Source organism: Anaeromicropila herbilytica, assembly GCF_016591975.1.
In the GTDB taxonomy this organism is placed as follows: Bacteria; Bacillota; Clostridia; order Lachnospirales; family Lachnospiraceae; genus Anaeromicropila; species Anaeromicropila herbilytica.
In genome coordinates, this window is the sequence record NZ_AP024169.1 from 4864867 (window position 1) to 4884498 (window position 19632).

Here is a 19632-nt window from a genome sequence, read left to right on the forward strand (position 1 = left end):
TTATGAAACAGGTCATTGGCGGTACATATTCTCTAATAATTAGAATGATATATTCAAAAAATTATTAGTCTCTGTATATATGCCTCTAAATATTCCCCTATAGCCAATTCTACATCCTTACTACAACATAATACATTGTTGATTCTAACGGATTCCGATAAAATACACATAAATTATAAATTGAAAATTAAGAGGTGACAGTGTGAAATAAAACGTTTCTCACCCCTGATTTATACGTCGCCAAAGGCGACAGATGGGAGCTAGCGTGAATAATTCAAATAGTAATATAACCAAGCAAATTCCATATACGTATAGAAACCTACCAGTGCCGGGTGGCGGTTTTGTAACTGGGTTTTCATTTCATAAGAATGCAAAGGATATTCTATATGCCAGAACAGACATCGGTGGAGTCTACCGATATGATTTTGCTAATGACACTTGGGTGTCTTTAATGGATCATGTGACCAACTTAAATCTCAGTGAATCCTATCCTCTTGCAATTGCATTAGATCCAAAGAATGAAGATTCCTTATATATTGCTTGTGGAGATCATAAGACCGGTACACTTTGCATCTCTTATGATCGAGGAAATCATTTTATTTATCGATCAATTCCATGTCCAGTGCACGGAAATTCTCCTGGCAGGGGGACTGGAGACCGCCTCATGCTTGATCCTAATAACAGTAGAGTTATTTATTTTGCTTCGCAGACTAGGGGATTACTTCGCTCTATGGACGAGGGCATGACCTGGGAATTCTTAACCGTATGTGAAGACAAGGAGAAAGAGCAGAATGAGTACGATTTAACTTGCCTTTTTATTGATTCTAGAAGGACTAGTACCATCACATCTGGAATGAATAATAATAATACTAATAATAACAGTAATACTAATGAGACCGCATTAAGTACCACATTAATTGTATCAACCTCAGGTGTAGTAAATCGTACCAACGATCTTACCCGCGGTCATTGCCTCTACATCTCTACGGACTGTGGCAATACTTTTCATAAGTTAGCGCAACCTGCTCATATAGCTTCTTCTAATCGAATCTCAGGACTTGTGGCACAGAGAATGGATTATGACGGCACTTATCTCTATGTAACTATGGCTGCTTCTGGAGAACCGAATTATTCATTTTTCTCTAATTATTCTTGTGATTCTGGTAGCTCATTTGATGGAAGACTATTACGATATCAAATGGGGGATGATGGTAAAATACTAGATTATGTAGATATTACACCAGATACTGGTCGTAAACAAAATGAATATGGACTAAGCGGTATATCATCTAACAGGGATATTCCAGGATTACTTCTATGTACGACCATATGTCGAAAAGATAGTGATATTATATTCCTATCCAAAGATTATGGTTCTAGCTGGGAAGAGATTCTATGTGGTACAGCAATTGGTAACATAGATTTTAATGTTCCATATATGAAACCAGAATACAATGGAAATGCTTCTATAATTCATTGGATGAGTGATATAAAGATAAATCCATACGATATGAATCATGCTGTATTCAATACTGGAACAGGAATCTTTATGACAGATAATCTTCTTGATTCTTCACCAACCTGGTATCCAAGTTGTAGAGGTCTTGAAGAAACAGTTCACCTAAATATCTATAGCCCTCCTTCAGGCGATGTGAAATTAATTGATATCTTAGGTGATCTAGGAGGTTTTGCATTTACAGACCTTGATACTCCACCCGAAAATACTTTTGCTGATGAACAAAGGAACCGTTATATCACCTGCATGAATGCAGATTACCCTGATTGTAATCCCAATATCGTAGTAGCTACTCCAAGAGGTAATTGGACTGGAAAAACAATAGGAGGACTTATTCTTTCCAAAGACCAATGCAAGACCTTTAAGAGATTAAGTCATCCCTATGGATTATCCTCTTATATTGATACTTTACTGGACCGAATCAAGTTACCAAATATCAATAGTGGTTGGTGTGCAATCTCCTCCGACTCTTCCTCTTTATTATGGACAATTGCTGATGGCAATAGACTTCCTTTAACTGGTGCAGTCTTAACCTGTGATGAGGGAGATACTTGGGAAAAAGTTTTGATCTATAACACGAAGAATAATTTAATCCAAGATTCTAACACTCAATTAAAGATTATGGCTGATAGAGTCAATCCTTCTATTTTCTATGGATTTGGAGAAAATTCGAGAATCTATGTTAGCAGAGACTATGGTAAAACATTTTATGAACATGAGGTTCCATCTTGTTTCCCAATACATAACCTTGGTTCATTAGATGGAAGCCATCACGTCGAGATTCGTGTAGAATCCGGCAAAGAAGGTGTGATCTGGATTGCACTTAATTATAATGGCTTATGGAAACTAGTCTATCATGCAGATACTAACACTTTTAAGTATCATAAGATTACCAAGGAGGGAGAAAGTGTATTTGCACAAGGAATGGGTCTCGGAAAAGATACCAAGGTAAAAACACTCTATATATGTGGAGAAATAGAAGGTATCTACGGATTCTACCGTTCCTTTAATGAAGGAAATACTTGGGAGAGAATTAATACAACAAATCAGATGTATGGAGATGTCAAATGTATTATTGGTGATCCTAGAGTCTTTGGAAGATTCTATATTGCAACTGGTTCTAGAGGGGTACTTTATGGCGAGGAGATAGTCTATCACAATTAGTAAAATCAAATAAATAAGGCTCAGTTGAAAGTATTTTACTACTACTTTTCTACTGAGCTTTATATATTGACTAGACACGCGCTAATCTTAGTGGAGGACACTTATCTTAGTGAGGACTTCAAACAAAGATGAAAAATCAAGATTCATAACTACTTATATCTCTTTCCCGCACCCTTTGCAGAATTTTGCATCCTCGTCATTCAGACTTCCACAATTTCTACACTTAATTTTTATAATTTCTTTTTGTTCCTGATTTTTGGTCAAATGATTTACCGCATCAATATTACTGATTACGTCGTTTATCATTTCTCCCTTTGCTTCATTAAAAGGCTTTAGATCTTCTCGTTGTTTCTCAGGATCAAGTATGATTCCAGAACCAGCAGCGCCTTTTGCTCCAATATTCATGACGATTCCACCAGCTATCATAATGAAAAAACCAATAACTCCATTTAACATCGAAGGTAGTTTTCCCCCAGAAAAAGGATCATTCACAAATGGATCACTCATAAAACTTGCTACTTCAAAGAACACCGAGATAAACAATAAGAAGCCAATCACAATCATTCCAAGTCCGATATAATAAGTTATTTTTCTTTCTTTTGATATCTTTTCCATATTTACACCTACTTTTATATTATTATTATCCTAACTATTTTTATTAATATAGATTTTTAATGCTTTTATTCCAAGTATCAGGGCATAAATAGTAAGAACCATAATTAAGATTACAGGTACATAAAAAAACAATAATGCTATTGATGATGCCAAACCTACCAATACATTCCCTCCTATATTTCCCATTTTATTCCTCCAATTTTATATCCGTTAACAAAAATTTAAGTGAAATAAATTTATAGATAATATTTACATCTTCTTCATAATATCGTAAATTTGTGTCTGTTACTACTATAATTTAACAATTAATAATTTTAATACTTACTTTTACTTACCTGCATAATCTCATTGTTACGATATGCTGTTAATAATTCTTCCAAATCAGCAATATTTTCTTTTAGTTGATAACCGATATCTGTATCACCAACATTTCTTCGTGCAGGGAATCTCTCTACAAGATAAGAATCAGATACAATATCCGTCTCCTCCTGAATAGCTCTCCTGGCTGATTCAAATGTTTCATGCGCAACTAATCGAATTCCTGTTGAATTTAAGACTAAGGTATAACCTGCAATACCAGTTCTGTCATGATACGATTTTGAAAATCCACCATCTATCATCAATAATTTACCACCACATTTTACAGGATTCTGCCCGTTCTTTACTTCAACGGGAACATGCCCATTAATGATATGTGAATTTCTACTCTCTAATCCAAATTCCTTTAATATATTATCCATTAGATTCTCGTTATCAATCATCTCATAATAAGGATTCTTAACCTCATGATATGCTTCTTTATCCGCAATAAGAAGCCTTTCGAACGTAGCCATTTTGCTTCTTCCAAACACAGGAGACTTTGGTCCAGTCCATATATACCATAATAGGTCCTCTCCCATTTCTTTTTCCTTGGAATCTAGAGTTGCAAAATACCCCTTCCTTGCATAATAATCAAGCACATCATATAAATTCTTACCAGAATACTCAGTCTCTAGTATTTTTAGTTTTGTAAATTCTCCATCCCTATCCAGTGGAATACATCCATGATATAGCAAATTCGAATTATAGATATTATAAAGTGCACCTCTCGAGTATAAAAAGCTCATATGCATCTGTAATTTATCACTATGAAGAAACGCTTGCTTTAAGCGCTTCATAAGAAGCTCCTCTTCTTTTGTTAATTGATATGGATGTTCTTTTGAAACCGTTGGAAAATCTATATCAAGTAATGCATATTCCTTCCCCTCTATTACTATCGTTTTCTTCTCATAATTGATTTTATCTAATAACAACTGATGATCCATTTCAAATTCTGGATACTTTATAATAAGTTGTCCTTCTAATTTAAATTGTATGATTGATATTGCCTTATACATTTTGGATTCAATACCTTCAACACCATAACTATCCTTCGAATTAATTTGAAACGCATCGCAATTTACGTCCTGATATTCTTTTAAAGCAAATGCTGCTAATGACATAAGATTAATACCATAGCCTTCTTCTAGAACATCTGTGTTCTCATATTTTAAAGCCATTCGAATCACATTCGCAATACAAGCATATTGACCACTTGCTGCTCCCATCCATACAATATCATGATTTCCCCATTGAATATCAACAGTATGGTAATTCATTAAGGTATCTATTATGATATGAGGACCAGGGCCTCTATCGTAAATATCACCCAATATGTGTAGATGATCAATAACCAGGCGTTGGATCAGATCGCATAGCGTCTGAATAAATGGTTCTGCATCTCCTATTCGTACAATCGTATGAATAATCTCATTGTAATAAGCTTCTTTATTTAATACTTCTTCTTTTTCCGTAATTAACTCTTCCACTACATATACAAAATCCTTAGGTATCGCCTTTCTAACTTTTGAACGGGTATATTTAGAGGATACATTTTTTAATACTCGAACCAACCTATGGAGTGTAATTCGATACCAATCATCAATATTCTGCTCTTCCCCTCTTACCATTTCTAACTTTTCCTTTGGATAGTAAATTAGTGTTGCCAGACTTCGCTTGGCACTATCCATTAATGTGTTTCCGAATATTTCATCTATTTTTCTTCGAACAGTTCCCGAACCGTTTTTTAGCACATGATGAAACTGTTCATATTCCCCATGAAGATCCGTTAGGAAATGCTCTGTCCCCTTAGGAAGACTTAAGATTGCTTGTAAATTAATGATTTCGGTTGCTGCATCTCTTATTGTTGGATATTGATTTGCTAATATTCTTAAATATTTCTTCTGCATCTTTACCTCCATACCTGGTGAATTTATTACTAGCTCTTTCCTATCATATTTACAAGCTATCATACTTTACCAATGAATTCAATCATTGGTTGGGGTTAGGCAATGGTACTTTCTGGATGTTTGAATCTATTATCAGTGTTAGTGTAGATGCAAAGTACCTCGCACCCTTGATAAAAAGGCAATAAATTTCACTAGAAAATAAAGGTTCTATAATAAATGTTGGGGTGTGTTAAAAACACACTTCCAACATTTTTGTTTTTATATTAAAATACATCTATATAAAGCCTCTTCACATGCCAACCGACCAAAGCTAACATTTTAAAGGAGGTATTTTATATAGATGCAATCTAATTGTAACAAAAATCTTTTAAATTTAGAAGGTGTAAAATTAAAAAGTGTGCAACACACTTTAGATGGAATTATCATCAAGATTGAAACCAATCCCAAACCTCAAATTTGTCCTTGTTGTGGAGCTGGAACATCTAAAATACACGATTATCGTTGGCAGAAAATTAAAGACTTACCTTTTCAGTTGTCCAATGCCTATTTATTGTTAAGAAAACGAAGATATGTATGTTCTTGTGGTAAACGTTTTTACGAGAAATATAGTTTTATAGCTAAATATCAGCAACGTACAACACGACTATCCTTCAAAATTGTTGAATTGCTTCGTTCAACCAACAGTATTAAATATGTTGCTTCCCAAACTAATGTCTCAATGAATACAGTAATACGTATTCTTGATACACTCTCGTATGATAAACCACATATTCCTCAATGCATTTCAATTGATGAATTTAAAGGGAATGCTGGTGATTCCAAATATCAATGTATTCTGGTGGATGCAAAGAAAAAATGTATTCTTGATATTTTACCGGATCGTACTCAGTCCCATCTTATTGAGTATTTTAAATCTTGCAGTCGTAATGAAAGGTATCGTGTTAAATTTTTTATTTCTGATATGTGGCAACCTTATATAGATCTTGCCAAAACATTCTTTCCTAATGCCACAATCATCGTAGATAAATATCACTACATTCGTCAGGTTTCCTGGGCAATTGAAAGTGTTCGTAAACGTTTACAAGCATCCATGACACCAACTCTTAGAAAGTACTATAAGCGAAGTAGAAAACTTATACTGACTCGATATTCTAAATTAAAAGATGACAACAAAAAAGCCTGTGATTTAATGCTACAATACAGTGATGATTTACGACTAGCTCACAGGTTAAAAGAATGGTTCTATGAAATATGTCAGAGTAATAGCTATACATATCAAAGAACTGAATTTTGGGAGTGGGTAAAAAGTGCTGAAAGCTCTGGATTACACGAATTTGAAGCATGTGCAAAAACATATAGACGCTGGTCTGAGTATATACTTAATGCCTTTAAGTATGGATATACAAATGGACCTACGGAAGGATTCAATAATAAAATCAAAGTACTAAAAAGAAGTTCTTATGGTGTACGTAATTTCGAAAGATTTCGTACACGTATCATTCACAGTTCTATGTAAAAAAATGGTCGGTTTTCAAGAGGCTTATTTGTCATGCAAAAAAACATCTATTATAGAACCTAGTCATAAAAATAGCTCTATTGTCAGTGTTAGTGCGGGTGCAACGCACCTCACACCCCAACACTTGACAAAGAGCCAAAATAAAATAACCCCGTAATTGTTTCAACAACAATTACGGGGTCTTGTATTTAGAATTAATCTAAAGTGTAAGGCATTAAAGCGATGTGTCTAGCTCTCTTAATTGCAACTGTAAGAGCTCTTTGATGTTTCGCACAGTTTCCAGTAATTCTTCTAGGAAGAATTTTACCTCTTTCTGATACGTATCTTTTTAATTTATTTACATCTTTAAAGTCGATTCCAGCATGATTCTTATCTGCACAGAAAACGCAAACTTTCTTTCTTCTACGTCCGCCTCTTCTCTTCATTGGAGAATCGTTTCTATCGCCTCTATCATTTCTATTATATGACATAATCATGACCTCCTTATCCGATTTTATACATTATTTTTAACTTTTAATTGAATGGTAATTCTTCATCGATACCATCTGGTATATTCATGAACCCATCACCAGCTGCTTGGCTTGGTGCTGGTCTAGAAGTCTGCTGATAACCACCTTCACTAGCGGAAGCTTTGCTTTCAGCAAATTCTTGTTCTTCAACGACAACTTCTGTTGTATATACTTTTTGACCTTCTTTATTCGTATAGCTTCCAGTTTGAATTCTACCAACAATTGCTACTTTCGTACCTTGATGATAGTATTTTTCTGCAAATTCAGCTGTTTTATCAAATGCTACACATTGGATAAAGTCAGCAGAGTTTTCGCCATCACGTTTAAATCTACGATCTACTGCTACTGTATATCTTGCAATTGCCATTGATCTCTCGCCTTGAGAGTATCGAACCTCTGGATCTCTTGTAAGACGACCCATTAATACGACTTTATTCATAAAGGAATACCTCCTTCTATTATGCGTCTTGTCTAATGCATAAATATCTGATAACTGATTCCATGATACGAACTCTTTGTTCGATTTCTCCTGGACAAGTTGGTTCAGATTCGAATTGGATGAAGTAGTAGAATCCTTCTTTCATTTTCTGAATATCGTAAGCTAATCTTTTCTTACCCCATTCATCAACTTTAGTAACTGTGCCACCAAATCTAGTGATTAATTCTTTTACTGATTCAACAGCAGCTACTCTTGCTTCATCTTCGATTTTTGCATTTACAACTAAGGCTAATTCATATTTGTTCATAGTTGCTTGCACCTCCTTTTGGTCTCTGGCCCTTTCCTGTTACTACTTTCTACCATTTTTGCAAACAAAAATAGATTGATTTCATTCATAAAGAGCAAGGAATTAATAAGTATAACATATCACAAGTCATTATTTTAACATAGAATCCAGATAAATACAAGCTTTTTTTATCTTTCACCACTTTTTTTCGTTATTAGGACAATAATTTTTCTTAATCGCTGCTCTCATCTCTACAAAGCATCCACAGATTCTACACATCCCATTTGCAAGATTATCACACTGTTTGCATATAGTAAGTCTTTCTTTGTATAACATATCTTCTGCTTTAATATCTTCGTCCAGATTCTCAATATATTCATAAACATTCTTAAAGTATTCGTCTCGTGATATGTCCTTTAATAAACATTTTTTACAAAATCTTTGTTCCATCATATATTCACTAATATTCTTTATTGTTCAATTTCAAAATGAAGCACACTCACAGGAGGAATGGTAAAGTTCAATCCCTTTTCTGTAATTATGTAATCAGTAAACTCTTTGGTTGTAACTACATTAGGCTGATCAAACGTATTATGAGCTGTCATATCATTTGTAAGAATGGTTGCTTTTACTGATTTTATTTTGGAATCTACAAAAATACCCTCTACTGGATAAGCCTCTGTTGCTGATAGATTATTAATTGTTACATTAATCTTACCTTCATCATTAATAGATACAGACTCATTAAGATTGCATACTTTTGCTCCCTCAACACCAATTTCTTCGGTCTCAATAAAACTATCTACTAAGGTTGCATCCTGATGGCTCTTATACATATTAAATACATGGTAAGTTGGAGTTAAAACCATCTTATCTCCTTCAGTTAAGATAACTGATTGAAGAACATTTACAAGCTGAGCTAAGTTTGCCATATGAACACGATCACTGTGCTTATTAAAAATGTTAAGATTAACACCTGCAACTAAAGCATCTCTCATAGAATTCTGTTGGTATAAGAATCCTGGGTTCGTTCCTACTTCTACGTTATGCCAACATCCCCATTCATCTACAATTAAACCTATTCTCTTTGCAGGATCATATTTGTCCATAATTTTTGCATGCTTTGTAATTAATTCTTCCATATAAAATGTCTTACTTAATACTTTATACCATCCTTCTTCATCAAACTTCGTAGCTTCGCCCTTGTCATCCCATGTCTTCTCAATGGTATAATAATGAAGTGATAATCCATCCATAAATGGATGTGCAATCTTCATTACAGTCTCTGTCCAATTGTAATCATCGCTATTAGGACCACATGCTATCTTATAAAAACTGTTACCTGCATAATTACGCACATAAGTCTGATATCTACGGTATTCATTCGCATAGTGTTCTGGTGTCATATTACCACCACATCCCCAACTTTCATTTCCAACGCCAAAGTATTTTACTTTCCATGCATTTTCATGACCATTCTTAGTTCTTAAATCTGCCATTGGTGAAACACCTTCAAAAGTAAGATATTCTGCCCATTCAGACATTTCTCTAACTGTTCCACTACCTACATTACCATTGATATATGGCTCACAACCTATTTGTTCACACAATTCCATGAATTCATGAGTTCCAAAACTATTATCTTCAATAACACCGCCCCAATGAGTGTTAATCATCTTTTTACGAGACTCTTTTGGTCCAATTCCGTCTTCCCAATGGTATTCATCAGCAAAACATCCTCCTGGCCAACGAAGTACAGGAAGTTTTAGCTCCTTTAAAGCTTCAACAACATCTGTTCTCATTCCATTTTTATTTGGAATATTAGAATCTTCCTTAACATAAAGCCCTTCATAAATACATCTTCCTAGATGTTCTGAAAAATGTCCGTAGATTTCCTTATGGATTCTTGATTTTTTGTTATGTACATTCACTACTAATTTGCTCATTATTACACCATACCTTTCCATTTTAAGTAACTTCTCAAATCACACTTGTTCTCATCTGTCGACTTTGGAGACGTACAAATCAAGGGTGTGAAACGCTTTATTTCACACTAGCTCCCATCTGTCGCCTCTGGCGACATACAAATCAAGGGTGTGAAACGTTTTATTTCACACTAATATATAAGCATCTTACAACACATATGATTATTTTATTATTTAAGTCAAAACTTAAATAATAAAGCATTTGCTTAATATATTAGAATAGTACAACAAATTAACCTTTCTGTCAATAAATAGGTATCATTTGTTTTGTGTAAATTAAAATATTTAACATTTGACTTTAACAAACTTGTTCCTATAATATTAATTAGAACATCATTCACTTTTTCTGCTTTGTTTACAACGCCTAGACTGCCTACCAAACAGATCATTTGTCGGGCAACTCATAAATAGATAGGTATTACCTTGAAAGGAGCAATTTCATGCTACATTGTGAATCAATGCAAGAAGCCTCTATCATATTTGAGGCTTTAAGTACACCTGTAAGACGTAGAATCATGGAGATTCTGTACGAAGACGGAGATAAAAATCTAAATGATTTAGCGAAAATTCTAGAACTTACAAATAGTGCAATATCACTTCATATACAGAAACTAGAGAAAGCTGGTTTAATTATTATCCATACCACTGCAGGTAAACGAGGTTCTCAAAAAATCTGCAAACCGAAACATGAACAAATTGTGATTGATCTTGCTCCGAAGAAAGATCTAGGCTGTAGCTATCAAGATGAAATACCAATTGGGTACTATTCGAATTTTAGCATTGCTCCAACTTGTGGAATCTCAACATTAGATGGTATTATTGGAGAATTTGATGATCCACGTTATTTTTCTTTTCCAGAGCATGTAAACGCAAGTATTTTGTGGTTGACCAGCGGTTTTGTAGAGTACAACCTACCAAATCATCTTATCGCAGGGCAGGAATTAACTGAATTACAGATATCTTTTGAGGTATCGTCTGAGTGTCCTGGCTTTAATGAGAACTATCCTTCTGATATCCATTTTTCAATTAATGATATACCATTAGGTTATTGGGTTAGCCCTGGTGATTTTGGTGCTAGACACGGTAGATTTACACCAGAATGGTGGCCAGAAAACTGTAATCAATACGGATTATTAAAGACTCTTACTATTAATAAGTCAGGTACCTTTATTGATGGCGGTAACCAGATTTCAACTACTACCATTTCTGACCTATCAATTGATTATACTAGTGCTATTTCTTTTCGCCTTTATGTACCAACCGATACCAAGAATGTTGGTGGATTAACCTTGTTTGGCAAAGGGTTCGGTGACTATAGCCAATCTATTAAATTGATTACGAAGTATGTTGAATAATAAACAGACTCATCTTCGCATTAATAAAGGGACCGTTGTACTTGTTGTTGAATCGCACTCTATTAACTCTATTGATAAAGAGAAAAAATAAAAGCGTTTACATCGATTAATTTGATGTAAACGCTTTTTCTTATCTTTATACCAATTTTCAACATATCATTTCATATCCTATTGTTCTTCTTGCAACCGTTCCTCTTTTTTCGTTATCTTACGAATGCTTTTCTCTACTTGTTTTCTTGGTATCATAATCTGATGACCACAACCTAGGCACTTTAATCGAAAATCCATTCCTACTCTAAGAATCTCCCATTCACTACTTCCACAAGGATGTTGCTTTTTTAATTTAACTATATCTCCAATATTTAAATCCATGATAATTCCTCGCTTACTTCTTTTATTAATTTAAATTTATATTACCAATCTAATAAGTAAAATTATAGCATGATATTGATTTTTTTTGCAATATTTAAAGTATTCTAATTTATTTCAAAAAGCACTTGCATATTCTAATTATAAGGTGTAATATACATATCATAAGATGTAGTTTTAAATACTACTTGTAATGTTTTTTATTTTTATATGATGCATAAAACATATAACTAAATGATATACTTATTTTTAATTCAGAAATTAATCTCGTTCATAATAGTTAGCATTTAATAAAAGCAATAAAATAAACACAAAAATAAGTAACTATTAATCTATTATAATTTTTAGGAGATGGTTTTATGAAGAAAATTAAAGATCCTGGAAGCGCAATTACACATTTTATCGGAATGCTCATGGCTATTTTTGCAGCAACTCCATTATTAATAAAGGCTGCAAGTAAACCAGACGGTATCCACCTATTCTCACTATCCATTTTTATTACTAGCATGATATTGCTTTATACTGCAAGTACCGTATATCATACCTTTGACTTGTCTACGCGGGTGAATAAGATTTTAAAGAAGTTCGATCATATGATGATCTTTGTTCTAATTGCTGGGACTTATACTCCAGTATGCTTGATTGTACTTGGCGGAAGAACGGGACTAATTATGCTATTTATTATATGGAGCATGGCATTTGCAGGTATACTATTAAAAGGATTTTGGGTTACTTGTCCAAAATGGGTATCCTCCGTTATCTATATAGCAATGGGCTGGACCTGTGTCCTTGCTTTTACGCAAATAATTAATACCCTTTCTCCTGCTGCATTTAACTGGCTATTAGCTGGTGGTATTATTTACACTGTTGGCGGTGTTATATATGCTTTAAAATTACCAATCTTCAATAGCAAGCATAAGAACTTCGGTTCACATGAAATTTTCCACCTTTTTGTTATGGGTGGAAGCTTATGTCACTTTATATTAATGTATAATTTCGTAATTAATATGCCTATTCGTTAACATAAAAAGGCATCCACATGTTTCCTATAAGTATAAAAAGGTAGTGATAACTTCGTATCACTACCTTTTTATTTATAATCACTATCATGAAATATTACCATTCAGCAATTCCATAATTCGTGATATTCTTATTCTATTTCACCATTATCATTCTATTATTTTATGATTCTTATTTAATACGAATATGGTAACTTCCTGATGTCTTTGTTGATGTTTTTGTTACTTTTACATAATATGTTCCCTTAGGTAATGATTCTACTCCATAAGTTCCATAGTATGGTGAGAAAGAAGCAACTTCATCTGTTCCTTGAAGTTCTGTATAATCATTGAACTTCTTACCATTTGATAAATAGAATTCTACTTTAATCTTTCCTGATGAAGCAGTACCTTCAATTATTACATTTACTTTCTTTCTTTTTGAAGTGCTAAATTTATACCAATCTGCTTTACCTTTTTTATCTGAAGCTAATACAGTTGCATTCACAGCTTTTGCTCCAAGTTTAAGTCTTTTAGCTTTCTTCATAGAAGATCCGCTTTTATCTGAGATTGCTTTAAAAGTTGATTTTACTCTATAAAATGTATCAGATGGTTGGAATTTAATATAGTAAGTTCCTTTTTTTACTGCAAATACTGCTTTATATGCAGATGACTTGCTAACATAACATCTATCTGAGATTGCTTTTTTGCTTGAATTACATAAGTAAACATTGTTACCGTATTCAGACTCTGCATTTACTGTGATACTTCCTGCTTTAGATGCTGTTACTTTGTAATAAACATACGCTGATGAATCTGTATTACCTGATATTGCCCATGTCTTATTCTTTAATGTTCTGTCACTTCCATTGTATAATTGAGATAAAAATCCTAATTGATATGGTGTAATGCCATCTGATGTACTATCTGTAACTTGAAATTGCACATAATATGTACCGGATTTTTTTACAATGAAATCAACATATTTTCCGTTATCTGCATCTTCTTTATTAATATGATATACTGTTTTTGTACAAGCTGCATCTGAAAATAATTCAATATCATAGGTAGCTGTCGCATTATTACCTAATGTATAGTATATTGATAAAATACCTTTTTTAGAAATTTGAATTGGTACAACTGTTTTTGTAATACCAAGTGTATTTGTTAAATCTGGTTGTACATCTACTGTATAACCTTTTATATTTTTAAAATCTTGGTCACTTCCTGTAGTTAATACAGCAGTATTCATCTTATCTACAGTCGCTCCTGTTTCTGCATCTTTCACCACTGGTGCTGTAGCAGTTGTTGTAGGTGTTGTTGTAGGTGCAACTTCTGTTGCATTAACATTAAAACTTGGCGTTACAGCTAAAACTAATGTTAATAGTAAACATAAAACTATTTTTCCCTTTTTCATATTACTTATCTCCTTTTATTCTCTGTCTTGTTTGAAGCTTCCAAAATAATTATCTTTAAATACTATGCAAATTCTTAAGTCTAAATTATTTCACTCTTCAAACCTCAATACATTGGATAGTATATCCAATCTATATTTGAAAATCAATAATAAATGTAGTTTTTCCCATTTACTAGTACTATTTTACTATTAAAATTATTGCTTGTTTTCTTATTTTTTACAATTCATCTTACAAAACATTATCTAATCTCCTATAATTATCCAAAAACCAAAATAAGCGTACAATGATTGTACGCTTACCTCGGTAATGAAGAAAATCTTTACTACCTAATATCTATATTAAGCAGCCGAATGAATAAATTGGTTATTATCAGAACGAGAAAAAAAACAATTGTAAGAATAGGTTCGGTTGCATATTGTAGTAGATATGTACTTCCCCTTCTCGTTCTTCAACCTATACCTTATTATACTCACTTGTTATTATTATGTTCCTATTTTTATTATAATATGTATCTACTCTTAACTATTATTTATCTAATTGTTATGGATGACTTTGCATTGAAAAAAGGCACAGCCTTTTTCGCTATGCCTTTCTATTCTAAATATAAATCAATCTTTATTTAATAATTGCATTGGGTTATATGGTTCTTTACCATTGATTACTTTAAAATATAAATTACTTCCTTCTACTACATAATACTTCGTTGGTTCTGCAATTGCACCAAGAGTATCTCCTGTCTTAACAGAATCTCCTACCTTTACTGTAACATTAGCTAATTGACCGTATTGTAACGTAAAGTCACTACCAATGTCCATTGTAATTGTTACTCCTGTTTCATCATTATTTTCAATTGCGGTTACGATACCATCTGCAGCGCTTTCTACCTTAGCACCTACTTTTGCACCAATTAGAATCGCTGGATTACACTTGTATTCACCTAGTGTTTGAAAATAAACCCCGTGATCCATGCTATAATTAAGCACTATATCACCTTTGATTGGCCAAGCAAGGCCCTCTTCCTCTTTGAAGCTTAATTTGCTGACCGCTGAACTCATTGCCTCGGCAGCATTATTCTTTTCTTCCTTCGTTGATTTGGCTGCTTTAGCAGCTTTTGCTTGATTTGCTTTAGTTGTTTCAGCTTTTGCAGTTTCTTTCTTCGTACTGTTCTCTTTTGTTGGTGCAGAGACAATATCGTTTTCTAATAGACTGTAATCGGAATTTGCTTTGGTATTTCCTTGTCTATTAGAGGTTGAGCTATTTTGTTGTTTAGATTTTTCATTAGATGCTACTGTTTTATTCGTATTATCCTTTGAAGCAACATTTGGACGCTCATTCAAATCTACAAGACCATTTCCAGAGTCAGTAGATCTAATATTAACAAAAACTATTGCGATTACTAAGATTGCAGTTAGTCCAGTTAATAATACTAAATAAAAGCTTTTGTTTTTTAAAAATTCGGAAACTTTTTGCTTTTTCACCGTTAATCACCTCTATGTATATTTTCACCAAAATAGTGAGGTTTATACATAGGGGATACTATTTTATTACAACTTTAGTATCTTTATAATAAATCCCTAGGATTTTCTTATAATTACTGCCTTTCTCGGCTAGTTTATTGCCACCAAATTGGCTGAATCCAAGGCCATGCCCATACCCCTTGGTAATAAACCGTACTTTATCACCATACTTTTCTATATAGAAATTGCTCGAATTAAGCCCAAAAACTTTTGCAAATTCTTCCCCCGTCGTCTCATAGGTGCCAATATCTATTTTAAGTACATATCCTAAATCGTCTCGATCTTTCACTTTTACTTTATCAAAAAATTGACTTTCATCTATATTAATATTTTTATAATAACTCGACAACTTCTCTAGAACGTCTGTGACATTCAGCTCTGTTATTTTCATATAGTCATTTGAAGTTACATCATCAAGACTCTCTACTTCAACTAGGTATGGACGATTTTCTCCAAATGCATTCTTCGCACTCCTCGTCTTACCAACACTTACACGGTGAAACAAAGGTTCAATCAGCTGGTTTTTATAAGTCAGAATCTCATCTGTAGTCGCATACACAGCTTTCTTAATATTGGATAAGTAATCCTTATAGTTATCACTACCCCATTTGGATTCCATATCTTTCATACTATAAAAATCAAGTCCCAATTCATCGACTGTGAATTCATTTTCATATCCATTTGCTTGTAAGGTAGAGATTACTTTTAGGGCATAGGTTCTAACGATAACTGCCTGTGCTTTCAATGCCTCTAGCTCATAATCTGGTGGAATTGTAGCTGCTACCACTCCAATAATATAATTCTCAAAATTAATGTTCTCTCTTCCCTCATCCGTTTCATACTGAATTTGATATTCTACATTCTCCTTTGTATGCTTTACGAAATCTGTCCCAATCAATAGCATTGTGATACTGTAAGGTAAAAAAATGATTATCATTAATAGTACGACTAATTTAATGATTCTCTTTTTCATGGACTTCTCCTTTAATTTAAAGGTGACGAAGCACTTTATACATTATATTGTAGGAGAATCATTTTTATGATATTTAGTCATATTTTCCCAGGAAGAAGATTATTGAATACTTAACAAATTCAGATGTTAGTTAATCTAAATTATTATAATTAATATACTTTTCTGCCTGAATTTATTAAGTATTAGTTTTTGACTAGGAAATTTAAAATACTAAAAATTCATTGCTTCTATATAAAATTCCATAAAATCAGCATCCATTGCTAAGTCAATATGTTCTATATGATTAATATGACTTTCCAGTTCATCTTCATATTTCTTTGATAGTAACACCATACTAGCACCAAGGGAAGCCGTGTTGCCTTCCAGTTTAATATCATTAATTGGAATCTCAGGTAATAACCCAATTCGAACTGCATTTTCTTTCTTGATGTAATTTCCAAAGGCTCCAGCTACTATAAGTTCTGTGATATTCTTAGGCTCTAATGAAGCTTTTTTTAACATTGTGACAATACCAGCATAGATTGCCGCTTTTGCTAGCTGAACTTCCCTAACATCCTTCTGTGTTAGTACAATGTTTCTCTGATCATTCTGATATAATATGAAGTGATTTCCTTTATCTGTTTCGATTATATGATCAATAATATCTTCTTTTACTCCAATTAACTTAAGCGTCTCTTTCTCTAAGATACGCCCAGTATCATCGAGGACTCCAATTCGAAGTAGCTCTGCAATGGCATCAATCAATCCTGATCCACAGATACCAATAGGTTCCTTACCTCCAATTACTTCAAGAGTTATTCGACTTCCTTCTATTTTAACTCCTTCAATTGCTCCCTCTTCCGCTCTCATGCCTTCATGAATGGAAGCTCCTTCAAATGCTGGTCCAGCTGCAGTGGAGCAAGCATAAACTTTATTTTCATTCTTAAATACAATTTCTCCATTAGTACCAATATCAATAAATATTATATTTCCTTTTCTTGACCATATATCTGATGCTAGTAACCCAGCTGTTATATCCGATCCTACATGACCTGCGATATTAGGTAAAACAATCAATCTAGCGTCTTTATCCATACTTTTAAATATTTCGTATGCCTGCATATGAACCATTCCCTGATAACTACTCTGAAACGGAGCACGCGCCAAACCCTCAACAGATTCTCCTAAGAATAAATGGCTCATAGTTGTATTTCCAACGACAACAACATCACAGACCTTGCTTAAATGTATACTTTCTATTTGGATCAGTTCTAAGATAATAGCTTCACAACAATAAACTATTAATTGCTGCAATTCTTTCTGGTTCTCTATACTTTGAGTGCTATATTGTATCCTAGATATGACATCAGCTCCATAGATTCTTTGAGGATTCACCTTTGACTTAATACCTCTTTGCTCTCCAGTATCTAGATTCCACAACAAACCTACTACCGAGGTTGTACCAATATCAAAGGCAATTCCATAGTGACACGTCTCATCAACCTTCTCTTGTGTCTCTTCTTTGCTTTGCTCGATTTGCTTCGCATTATCATATTTAGCAATTGTATTCTTTATTTGATGATATCTAGGCATAAGGTTAAAATCTTCTGGAAGGACTGTGGTTACCGCTTTTCTAACGTTTACATTCTTATTATTTATTCTTTCTATTATAAAGTCATCTTTTGCATATACTTTGCATGCTAGGCGAGTTCCATTACCATATTCCTCTTGTGTTAATAACTCTTTCTCTGCTTTACTTAAACTGCTTGCTCGTCCAGATAATATTTTTACTTTGCATTTCCCACAGGTTCCTTGTCCACTGCATGTTGCCTCGATTGGAATATTGACTCTTCTCGCTACCTGTAATATGGTCTCTTGTTCGTTTGCTATTATTAATTTATTCTCTGGTATAAAGGTAATCTTCATGGCGCACCTCCTTATAATGATTAGCTCTAATGAATTTCTTTCTCTTAATCTCCTTGGATACTGCAAAATGCACACCCTTCTTTACCACCAATGCACAATTCACATCCTTTAAATAAAGAAACTTCTCTTCTTGACTCCAAAAATAATCCAATATTCGAATTCATAGGAACCAAATATTGATTATCCTTTAAGATAACTCCTATCGAATTTTTCTGAAACATTTGAAAAATCTTATCTATTTCTTCTATTCTCATACCATAATATCCAGGGCCTAATGATACGGACAGGTAATTTTCTCTTTTCTGATCAAGTATCAAACTTCTTAAGTATTCCCTAGCTGCCTCTAAATAAGCTGTTTCCCATATCTTCTGATAATATTGTTCCATCAGATCATTACTACTATATTCATTATTTCCAATCGATATTAAATAAAAGTATACACCCTCTACCTCAGCCTTTTTAAACTGCTCAAATACTTTACTTTCAAGAAAGATGTTCTTCTCCTTAATGTTTATCATAGCTCCTGTTATAACAATATCTGATGAATGGCACGTAATTGCTTTTATATCCAGATACTCTATCATGATATTCCTATAACATAAACCTTCCTCTATATGCTCTTGATTAAGTTTATGAAGGCTTGCAATCTGAGTATAGATATTATAAGCATTATCCTTTAATTGATCTGGCCTTATATTCCATTCATGCTGCTTCATATAAATCTCCATTCTATTCACGCTTGCTTCTATTTATAACTTTAATATCTACCAAAGATGTTTAGAGAGTGATATCCCATACCA

The 19632-nt window shown here is 33.4% G+C and carries 18 protein-coding genes; 4 read left to right on the forward strand and 14 right to left on the reverse strand.

Going from position 1 to position 19632, the window contains the following annotated elements:
• Positions 1-265 precede the first annotated feature (265 nt).
• The gene (locus tag bsdtb5_RS20725; RefSeq protein WP_271713849.1) at positions 266-2680 is read left to right on the forward strand and encodes a beta propeller repeat protein; all 2415 of its coding nucleotides are present in this window, start codon (positions 266-268) and stop codon (positions 2678-2680) included.
• 153 nt (positions 2681-2833) lie between these two features.
• Here the strand turns inward: bsdtb5_RS20725 and bsdtb5_RS20730 are convergent, their stop codons facing one another.
• From bsdtb5_RS20730 to bsdtb5_RS20740, 3 genes are all read right to left on the reverse strand, one after another.
• Positions 2834-3295 carry a zinc ribbon domain-containing protein gene (locus tag bsdtb5_RS20730; protein WP_271713850.1) on the reverse strand — a complete coding sequence of 154 codons (462 nt, stop codon included), beginning with the start codon at positions 3293-3295 and terminating at the stop codon, positions 2834-2836.
• A gap of 30 nt (positions 3296-3325) precedes the next feature.
• Entirely contained in the window at positions 3326-3481 is a 156-nt protein-coding gene (locus bsdtb5_RS20735) for a hypothetical protein (protein WP_271716169.1), read from the reverse strand.
• Positions 3482-3609: 128 nt separating this feature from the next.
• Positions 3610-5562 (reverse strand): fructose-1,6-bisphosphatase, encoded by a 1953-nt coding sequence (locus bsdtb5_RS20740; protein ID WP_271713851.1) that lies wholly within the window; start codon positions 5560-5562, stop codon positions 3610-3612.
• Positions 5563-5902: 340 nt separating this feature from the next.
• Between bsdtb5_RS20740 and bsdtb5_RS20745 the strand changes: the two genes are divergently transcribed.
• Positions 5903-7078, forward strand: a complete 1176-nt coding sequence (locus bsdtb5_RS20745; RefSeq protein WP_271713757.1) for an ISL3 family transposase — start codon at positions 5903-5905, stop codon at positions 7076-7078.
• A 194-nt stretch (positions 7079-7272) separates the two neighbouring features.
• Here the strand turns inward: bsdtb5_RS20745 and rpsR are convergent, their stop codons facing one another.
• From rpsR to bsdtb5_RS20770, 5 genes are all read right to left on the reverse strand, one after another.
• On the reverse strand, positions 7273-7548 hold the full coding sequence (gene rpsR, locus bsdtb5_RS20750; RefSeq protein ID WP_271713852.1) for a 30S ribosomal protein S18: 276 nt from the start codon (positions 7546-7548) through the stop codon (positions 7273-7275).
• Between the two features lie 43 nt (positions 7549-7591).
• On the reverse strand, positions 7592-8026 hold the full coding sequence (locus bsdtb5_RS20755) for a single-stranded DNA-binding protein (RefSeq protein ID WP_271713853.1): 435 nt from the start codon (positions 8024-8026) through the stop codon (positions 7592-7594).
• 19 nt (positions 8027-8045) lie between these two features.
• Positions 8046-8333, reverse strand: coding sequence for a 30S ribosomal protein S6 (gene rpsF, locus bsdtb5_RS20760; protein ID WP_271713854.1), 288 nt, complete (start codon positions 8331-8333; stop codon positions 8046-8048).
• Between the two features lie 174 nt (positions 8334-8507).
• Positions 8508-8762: a DUF6171 family protein gene (locus bsdtb5_RS20765; protein WP_271713855.1), complete on the reverse strand. Its 255-nt coding sequence runs from the start codon at positions 8760-8762 to the stop codon at positions 8508-8510.
• Between the two features lie 20 nt (positions 8763-8782).
• A complete protein-coding gene (locus bsdtb5_RS20770) occupies positions 8783-10258 on the reverse strand; it encodes an alpha-N-arabinofuranosidase (RefSeq protein ID WP_271716157.1) in 1476 nt (491 codons plus the stop codon).
• Positions 10259-10737: 479 nt separating this feature from the next.
• On the opposite strand from bsdtb5_RS20770, the gene bsdtb5_RS20775 reads away from it, so the two are divergent.
• A complete protein-coding gene (locus tag bsdtb5_RS20775) occupies positions 10738-11652 on the forward strand; it encodes an ArsR/SmtB family transcription factor (RefSeq protein ID WP_271713856.1) in 915 nt (304 codons plus the stop codon).
• 168 nt (positions 11653-11820) lie between these two features.
• Here the strand turns inward: bsdtb5_RS20775 and bsdtb5_RS20780 are convergent, their stop codons facing one another.
• Complete coding sequence (locus bsdtb5_RS20780) at positions 11821-12024, reverse strand: DUF951 domain-containing protein (RefSeq protein ID WP_271713857.1); 204 nt, start codon at positions 12022-12024, stop codon at positions 11821-11823.
• Between the two features lie 356 nt (positions 12025-12380).
• Between bsdtb5_RS20780 and trhA the strand changes: the two genes are divergently transcribed.
• Positions 12381-13043, forward strand: a complete 663-nt coding sequence (trhA, locus tag bsdtb5_RS20785; protein ID WP_271713858.1) for a PAQR family membrane homeostasis protein TrhA — start codon at positions 12381-12383, stop codon at positions 13041-13043.
• Positions 13044-13212: 169 nt separating this feature from the next.
• On the opposite strand, the gene bsdtb5_RS20790 is transcribed toward trhA, so the two are convergent.
• From bsdtb5_RS20790 to bsdtb5_RS20810, 5 genes are all read right to left on the reverse strand, one after another.
• The gene (locus tag bsdtb5_RS20790) at positions 13213-14436 is read right to left on the reverse strand and encodes a hypothetical protein (RefSeq protein WP_271713859.1); all 1224 of its coding nucleotides are present in this window, start codon (positions 14434-14436) and stop codon (positions 13213-13215) included.
• A 609-nt stretch (positions 14437-15045) separates the two neighbouring features.
• Positions 15046-15915 (reverse strand): M23 family metallopeptidase, encoded by an 870-nt coding sequence (locus tag bsdtb5_RS20795; protein ID WP_271713860.1) that lies wholly within the window; start codon positions 15913-15915, stop codon positions 15046-15048.
• A gap of 58 nt (positions 15916-15973) precedes the next feature.
• Positions 15974-16927 carry a stage II sporulation protein D gene (gene spoIID, locus bsdtb5_RS20800; RefSeq protein WP_271713861.1) on the reverse strand — a complete coding sequence of 318 codons (954 nt, stop codon included), beginning with the start codon at positions 16925-16927 and terminating at the stop codon, positions 15974-15976.
• A 210-nt stretch (positions 16928-17137) separates the two neighbouring features.
• Positions 17138-18832 carry an ASKHA domain-containing protein gene (locus bsdtb5_RS20805; RefSeq protein ID WP_271713862.1) on the reverse strand — a complete coding sequence of 565 codons (1695 nt, stop codon included), beginning with the start codon at positions 18830-18832 and terminating at the stop codon, positions 17138-17140.
• Between the two features lie 44 nt (positions 18833-18876).
• Complete coding sequence (locus bsdtb5_RS20810) at positions 18877-19548, reverse strand: hypothetical protein (protein WP_271713863.1); 672 nt, start codon at positions 19546-19548, stop codon at positions 18877-18879.
• Between the last annotated feature and the right edge of the window lie 84 nt (positions 19549-19632).